The organism is Phenylobacterium sp., from assembly GCF_030697925.1.
Classification (GTDB): domain Bacteria; phylum Pseudomonadota; class Alphaproteobacteria; order Caulobacterales; family Caulobacteraceae; genus Phenylobacterium.
The window spans coordinates 1-7,464 of sequence record NZ_JAUYOJ010000158.1; the positions used below are offsets into that span (position 1 = coordinate 1).

The following is a 7,464-nucleotide window of genomic DNA, read 5'->3' on the forward strand; positions in this document are numbered from 1 at the left end:
CCGCGCCCAGATGCGGGGTGCGCATCATGGCGCTCAAGGTCGCCTCGATCGGCCGTTTCGGGTCCGACAGGAACGCCGCCACGCCGGCCAGGGTCTTGTCGGGCTCGGCGTAGAGGACATGCAGGATGGCGCCGACCAGCAGTGAATGGCTGGTCTTTTCCCAGTGGTTGCGCTTGTCGAGCGAGCCCTCCGGATCGACCAGCACGTCGGCGACGTTCTGGACGTCGCGCACCTCCCATTCGCCGCGGCGCACTTCGAGCAGCGGGTTGTAGGCCGCGGAATCCCGATTGGTCGGATCGAACAGCAGCACGCGGCCCAAGCGCGCCCGAAAGCCGGCGGTCAGGCCCCAGTTCTCCCCTTTGATGTCATGGACGATCGCCGAGCCCGGCCAGGTCAGCAGAGACGGGACAACCAGGCCCACCCCTTTGCCGGATCGGGTCGGGGCGAAGCACAGCACATGCTCGGGTCCATCATGGCGAAGATAGGCGCGGCCGAGCTTGCCCAGCACGACACCGTCGGGGCCCAGAAGCCCTGCGGCCCGGACTTCCTCGGGGCTCGCCCAACGCGCCGATCCGTAGGTCGCGACCTCCCTGGCCTCCCGCGCGCGCCAGACCGACAGGGCGATGGCGGCCAATGGCGAGGAGGCCGCCGGAAGCGGCGACATAGGCGCCCCGCAGGAAAATCTGCGGCGCGTAGGCGTCATAGGCGAACCACCACCAGAAGAAGGCGGGCGGCGGATAGAAGCGGTAGCCATGGACGGTCAGCCAGGGCGGCCCGAGTTGAGGCTGGTGGCCCAATTGCGCCGCCGTCCATTGCGTGGCGCCCCAGGTGGTCAGGACCACGATCCCGAGAACGACCAGGACTTGGCCCCAAAAGATCTTCGCCGCCGGCATGCCAAATCCTTTCTGCCCACAGGGCAGATTCAGGATCGGGCCCGGCGATCGGCAAGGCCGGCCAGCCAGCCGTCGAAAGGTCGGCGGCTCCAGCGCGCAATGACAGGCTCAGGCGAAAACGGCCGGAGCGGAACACCCGCTCCGGCCTGGTCGGTCACTGCTTCCGGATCGCTGTCACTTCGCCAGAGCCGTCGGCGAGTTTGAGATCGAACGCGACCTTGTCGCCGACCTTGACGGTGTCGAGCAGGGTGGGCGGTGTCGCCTTGAACGCCATGGTCATGGCCGGCCAGTTGGCCTCTGGGATCGGCCCGTGGTCCAGCGTGATCGTGCCGGCCTTGGGATCGACGGCGGTGACCGTACCGGTCCCCGTGGCCATCTTGGCGTCGGCGGACATGTCCATCTTCGACATGTCGCCCGACTTCGCCGCGTCGGCCGACATGGCTTCACCCGAGGGCGGGACTGCGGGCGGCGGCGTGGCTTCGGCGGGAGCCGTCGCCGCCTCCTGCTTTGGTCCGCAAGCCGCGAGGGTCATGGCCAGGGCAAGCACGCCGGCCGTGGCGTAAGGAAGAGCTCTCATGATGATCTCCTTTGGGTCCGAGAGGCAGGGGTGAAGTCGGGGCCGCCGGGGCGGGGACGGCGCATCAGGAAGAAGGCGGCCGGGATGACCAGCATCGAGAGCAGGGGCGCCGTCAGCATGCCGCCGATCATCGGCGCGGCGATGCGGCTCATGACTTCGGACCCCGCGCCGTGCCCGATCAGGATCGGCGCCAGGCCCGCGAGGATCACCGCGACGGTCATGGCCTTGGGGCGGACCCGCAGCAGGGCGCCTTCACGAACGGCGTCCTCGACCTGATCGCCCGAAGGACTAGGCCCGCGATCCGCCAGGGCGTGCTTTAGGTAGATCAGCATCACCACCCCGAATTCGGCCGAGACCCCGGCCAGGGCGATGAAGCCGACGCTGGTGGCGACCGACTGGTGGTAGCCCAGGAGGTAGAGCGCCCAGATTCCGCCGGTGAGCGCGAAGGGCAGCGTCGCCATCACCAGGACCGCCTCGTCCAGGCGGCGGAAGATCACGTAGAGCAGGACGAAGATGATCAGCAGCGTCGCCGGCACGACGATCTTCAGGCGTTCGACGGCGCGCTGCAGATATTCGAACTGGCCCGAATACGCGATCGAGACGCCCGGCGAGAGCGTCACGTCCTTGGCGACGACGCGCCGCAGGTCGTTGACGACGGCGCTCAGGTCGCGCCCGCGCACGTCGATATAGACCCAGGTCGAGGGCCGGGCGTTCTCGGTCTTCAGCATCGGCGGGCCGTCGGCGATCTCGATCTTCGCCACCGTGCCCAGCGTGATCTGCTGGCCCGCGGGCGTCAGAACCGGCAGGCTTCGCAGGCCTTCCAGGCTGTCACGGATCTCGCGCGGATAGCGCACATTGATCGGATAGCGGGCGAGGCCCTCGACGGTCTGGCTCACTGTCTCGCCGCCGATCGCGCCTGAGACGATCGCCTGCACGTCGGCGACGTTGAGCCCAAAGCGCGCGGCGGCGGCGCGGTCGATGTCGACGTCGACATAGCGCCCGCCGGTCAGCCGTTCGGCGAGCGCCGAGCTGACGCCTGGGACCGTCTTGGCCACCGTCTCGACGTCATGGGCGACGCGGTCGAGCTGGGCGAGATCGGCGCCCGAGACCTTCACCCCGATCGGGCTCTTGATGCCGGTCGCCAGCATGTCGATGCGGTTGCGGATCGGCGGCACCCAGACATTGGCCAGGCCCGGGACCTTCACCGTCCGGTCCAACTCCTCGACCAGCTTGTCGGGCGTCATGCCGGGCCGCCATTCAGCTCGCGGCTTGAATTGGATGGTGGTCTCGAACATTTCCAGCGGCGCCGGGTCGGTGGCGCTTTCGGCCCGGCCGGCCTTGCCGAACACGCTCTTCACTTCCGGCACCGTCTTGATCAACCGATCGGTCTGCTGCAGCAGTTCGCCGGCCTTCCGCACCGATAAGCCGGGCAGGGCCGAGGGCATGTAGAGCAGGTCGCCCTCGTCCATGCTCGGGATGAATTCGCCGCCGAGCTGGCTGAGCGGCCAGAGGGTGGTGGCGAAGGCCAGGACGGCGATCAGCAGGGTCGCCCTCGGCTTGCGCATCACCCAGTCCAGCCCCGGCTTGTAGGCCGCTGTCAGCCAGCGGTTCAGGATGTTGCTGTCTTCGCGTGGGATGCGGCCTCGGATCAGGTAGCCCATCAACACCGGCACCAGGGTCACCGACAGGATCGCCGCCCCGGCCATGGCGTAGGTCTTGGTGAACGCCAGAGGGGCGAACAGCCGGCCCTCCTGGGCCTGCAGGGTGAAGACTGGCACGAAGCTAAGGGTGATGATCACCAGGCTGAAGAACAGGGCCGGCCCGACCTCGGCGGCGGCGTCGGTGATGACCCGCCAGCGGGTCTCGCCCTCCAATCGCTGACCCGGATGATCGTGTTCCCAGCGCTCGATCTTCTTGTGGGCGTTCTCGATCATCACCACGGCGGCGTCCACCATGGCTCCGATGGCGATGGCGATGCCGCCCAGCGACATGATGTTGGCGTTGACCCCCTGGATGCGCATGACGATCAGGGCGAACAGCACCCCCAGCGGCAGGGTGAGGATCGCCACCAGGGCCGAGCGCACGTGCCAGAGGAACAGCGCACAGACCAGGGCGACGACGATGAACTCCTCGATCAGCTTTTCGCGCAGGTTGCCGATGGCCCGGTCGATCAGTTGCGAGCGGTCATAGGTCGTCACCACCTCGACGCCGGGCGGCAGGCTCTTCTTCAGCTCGACGAGCCTGTCTTTGACCGCGGCGATGGTCTCGCGCGCGTTCTTGCCCGAGCGCAGGATCACCACCCCGCCGGCGACCTCGCCCTGGCCGTCCAACTCGGCGACGCCGCGGCGCATCTCCGGGCCGAGCTGGAGGGTTGCGACATCGCCCAGCCGGACGGGGACGCCGCCCGCCGCCGTCTTCAGCGGAATGGCGCGGAAGTCGTCGAGCGTCTTCAGATAGCCCGAGGCTCGGACCATGTACTCGGCCTCGGCCAGCTCGAGAACCGAGCCGCCGGTTTCGCTGTTGGCGCGCTGGATGGCGTCCGTGACCTGGCCGTGGGTGACGCCGTAGGCGGCGAGCTTCACCGGGTCGAGCACCACCTGGTACTGCTTGACCATGCCGCCGATCGAGGCGACCTCGGCCACGCCCGGCAGGCTCTTCAGCTCATAGCGCAGGAACCAGTCCTGCAGGGACCTGAGCTCCGACAGGTCATGGCGGCCGGTCCTGTCGACCAGGGCGTATTCGTAGATCCAGCCGACGCCCGTGGCGTCTGGCCCCAGCGCCGGCTTGGCCGTCTCCGGCAAACGGCTCTGGACCTGGTTCAGATATTCCAGCACCCGCGAGCGGGCCCAGTAGAGGTCGGTACCGTCCTCGAAGATCACATAGACGAAGCTGTCGCCGAAGAACGAGTAGCCGCGCACGGTCCTGGCGCCCGGCACCGACAGCATGGTGGTGGTCAGCGGATAGGTGACCTGGTTCTCCACGATCTGCGGCGCCTGGCCCGGATAGGGGGTGCGGATGATCACCTGCACGTCGGACAGGTCTGGCAGGGCGTCGACCGGCGTGGCGCGCAGCGCGACCAGGCCGGCGGCTAGCAGGGCCAAGGCGGCGATGATGACGAAGAAGCGGTTCTTGACCGACCCGCGGATCAGGGCGGCGATCACTGGGCCGCCTCCTTTGCGAGACGACGGACGACCGGGCCATCGGCGCGATGTTCGAAGCCGAAGGCGACCTGGTCGCCGACTTTCCGGTTCTTGGCCAGGGTTTGCGGGTCGAGCTTGAAGGTCATGGTCATGGCCGGCCAGCCGATGGCCGCAACCGGCTCGTGGGAAAGGGTGATCGATCCGGCCGACAGCGCCTCGATCCGGCCGCGGCTCTCGTAGAGGGCGGACGCGGCCTTGGCCGGCGCGGCGGACGCGCCGGCAGCGAGCGGCCTGGCCTTGACGCCGGCGAGGCTGGCTTCCGAGTCGATCAGGAACTGCCCGGAGGCGACGATCTTCTGGCCTTCGTTCAGACCGGCCAGGATCTCGGTCCGTCCGCCATCCTCGCGGCCCGGCCGAACCTCGACCGGCTGGTAGCGGCCGCCCTCGCTGGCGACCATGACCAGGGCGCGCTTGCCGGTGCGGATCACCGCCTCTGACGGCACGAACAGAGCCGGCCGGGCCGGGCCGTCGAGATGAACCGTGGCGAACATGCCGGGCTTGAGCCGGCCGCCGGGATTGGCGAGCTCGACCCGGACGGTGAGCGTGCGGCTGTCGGCCTGGGTGGTCGGCAGGATCGCGGTCACCCGGCCGTTGAAGCTCTCGCCCGGAAAGGCGGCGAGTTCGGCGCGGACGGCTTGCCCGACTCGGACCTGGCCGCCCTGCGCCTCGGGCACGGCGGCGTTGAGCCAGACGGTCGCGAGGCCCGCGACCTGGGCCAGGGTCTGGCCCATGTTCACGGTCATGCCCTGTCGAACCTCGAGCGTCTGGATCGCCCCGCCGACCGGCGTGGCGACCGTGACGACATTGCGGGTCCGCCCGGACCGGGCAACCTGGTCGATCAGGCCTGCGGGCATCCCAAGCAGCGTCAGGCGCTGCCGGGCCGCCGCCTCCAGGGCTGCATCGCCGGATCGGCGCACGGCCAGGTATTCCGCCTGGGCCCCGCCCCAGGACGGGACCAGCAGATCGGCGATCGGGGCGCCGGCGGCGACCACGTCGCCGGGCGCCCGGGCATAGACCCGCTGCACGAAGCCGGCGGCCCTGGCCTGGACGACGGCGACGTCGCGCTGGTTGAAGTCGACGACGCCAGCGGCGGCGAGGCCCTGCGCGAAGTCGCCGCGCTGGACACTGGCCAGCCGCACGCCGAGGCTCTGGACGGCGGCCGGATCGATCCGCATGCCGCCTTCACCCGCCGGACCTTCGTCGGCGTAGCGGGGGATCATCTGCATATCCATGAACGGCGACTTGCCCGGCCTGTCGAAGTGCTGGGCCGGAACCATCGGGTCGTACCAGTAGAGCACCTTGCGGTCGCCGGGCGCGGCGGGCGCGCCTGCCTGGGGCGACGGCTTTCCGAGTTGGGCCAGGCCATAATAACCGCCGGCGGCGGCGAGGACGGCGATGGCGGCGGCCGACAGGACGAGTTGGGCGCGGGTCATGGGGCGTCGCTTTCGTAGGTCAGGACGATGCGTACGGCGTCGCGCTGGACGTCGGCTTCGCGGTCGAGGAGGTCGATCTTGGTTTCGGCCAGCGCCAGGAATGCGCCCAGCACCTCGGACAGGCTGGCGGTTCCGGCGGCGTAGCTCGCGGTCTCGAGCTGCGCCTTGCGGGCGGCGAGCGGTTCCAGCGTGGTCCGGGCGCGCATCAGCCGGTCATGGTGCATGGCGTGGTCGGCGAGGTCGGCCTCAAGCGAGGCGGCCAAGGCGCGGCGGGTCGCTTCGCGCTCGTAACGCACGCGCGTCGCGCTCGACGCGCGGGCGGCGATGACAGGCTCCTGCCGGGTGCGGCCGAACAGCGGCAGGCTGATCGCCGCGCCCACCGAGACCATGTCGCCGTACATCGGATCGCGAAGCTGGTAGGTCACGTCCCAGCTCCAATCGGGACGCTTGGCGGCCTTGGCCAGCGCCACATCGGCGTCGGCCTGGCGGCCCATGGCCTCATAGGCCTGGAGCGATGGAAGGGCGTCGAGGCCGGCGCGCAGGCCAGTGGGATCGATGCTGTAGCGGGGCAGGTCGCTGGTGACGTCGGCGGCGGCATCGCCGGTCCAGCGGACCAGTTCGGCGCGGGCCTTGCTGACGGCGGCGACCAGGTCGGCACGCCGGTCGCCCAGCGCGGCGGTCAGTTGTTCGGGCTCCAAAGCCTCGCTCGGCCGCGCCGACCCCGACGCGATACGCGAGGGGGCGCTAGATTTCAGCGGCGCCAGCGCCTTGTCGACCTGATCCAGGGCGGCGAGCCGTTTCTTCGCATAGTAGAGATCGATCCAGGCCAGCGCCGTGTTCAGGCGGACGTTGCGGGACTCCACGGCCTGCGCGTTTTCCGCGGCGCCGATGTCTGCCGCCGCACGCTCGCGGTCGGCGCGGCGCCTGGCGGCGTTGGGGATGTCTTGCGTCACCCCAACGGTCGCCATGGTCATGCTGTCGCCGTTGAAGGTCCCGGCCGGCGGACCCGAGATCGGGAAGTTGCCGAGGCCGACGGCGAGCCTTGGGTCGGGAAGCCGGCCCGCGGCCATCGCCGACGATCTCGCCGCGGCTATGTCGGCGCCCTTGGCCTGGAGGCTGGGGGCGGTGTGGTCGGCGAGCTTGAGCGCCGCCTCGAAGGTCAACGGCGCGGCCTGGGCGGCGCCGGCGACCAGGGTCGCCCACGCAAGTGTCAAAACAAGGCGCATGATGGTTTCCCGCTGGGGTGCATGGCGCAGCTCTGGTGCGAGCCGGAAGCGTCGGCGGCGTCGTGAGCCGCCGACGCCCCTCCGCCCCGCGCCGAGGGCTAAATCAGGCGCGGGGTTTGGAACCGGCTAGGCCTT

4 protein-coding genes and 1 pseudogene are annotated in these 7,464 nt (G+C 69.7%); all 5 read right to left on the reverse strand.

Annotated elements, in window-relative coordinates:
• Positions 1 to 893: pseudogene (locus tag Q8Q88_RS14825) on the reverse strand (type IV secretory system conjugative DNA transfer family protein); the annotation flags it as partial.
• A 154-nt stretch (positions 894 to 1,047) separates the two neighbouring features.
• Positions 1,048 to 1,470, reverse strand: coding sequence for a copper-binding protein (locus Q8Q88_RS14830; protein ID WP_305675961.1), 423 nt, complete (start codon positions 1,468 to 1,470; stop codon positions 1,048 to 1,050).
• On the reverse strand, positions 1,467 to 4,631 hold the full coding sequence (locus Q8Q88_RS14835) for an efflux RND transporter permease subunit (RefSeq protein ID WP_305675962.1): 3,165 nt from the start codon (positions 4,629 to 4,631) through the stop codon (positions 1,467 to 1,469). The genes Q8Q88_RS14830 and Q8Q88_RS14835 overlap by 4 nt, the downstream gene beginning before the upstream one ends.
• Entirely contained in the window at positions 4,628 to 6,103 is a 1,476-nt protein-coding gene (locus Q8Q88_RS14840; RefSeq protein WP_305675963.1) for an efflux RND transporter periplasmic adaptor subunit, read from the reverse strand. Before Q8Q88_RS14840 ends, Q8Q88_RS14835 begins: the two co-directional genes overlap by 4 nt.
• Entirely contained in the window at positions 6,100 to 7,329 is a 1,230-nt protein-coding gene (locus tag Q8Q88_RS14845) for a TolC family protein (RefSeq protein ID WP_305675964.1), read from the reverse strand. The genes Q8Q88_RS14840 and Q8Q88_RS14845 overlap by 4 nt, the downstream gene beginning before the upstream one ends.
• Positions 7,330 to 7,464: the final 135 nt, after the last annotated feature.

What these genes read in the sequence shown, in the direction of transcription:
- Q8Q88_RS14840 (WP_305675963.1), bottom strand. Translation starts at nt 6,103, where the DNA reads ATGACCCGCGCCCAACTCGTCCTGTCGGCCGCCGCCATCGCCGTCCTC.
- Q8Q88_RS14830 (WP_305675961.1), bottom strand. Translation starts at nt 1,470, where the DNA reads ATGAGAGCTCTTCCTTACGCCACGGCCGGCGTGCTTGCCCTGGCCATG.
- Q8Q88_RS14845 (WP_305675964.1), bottom strand. Translation starts at nt 7,329, where the DNA reads ATGCGCCTTGTTTTGACACTTGCGTGGGCGACCCTGGTCGCCGGCGCC.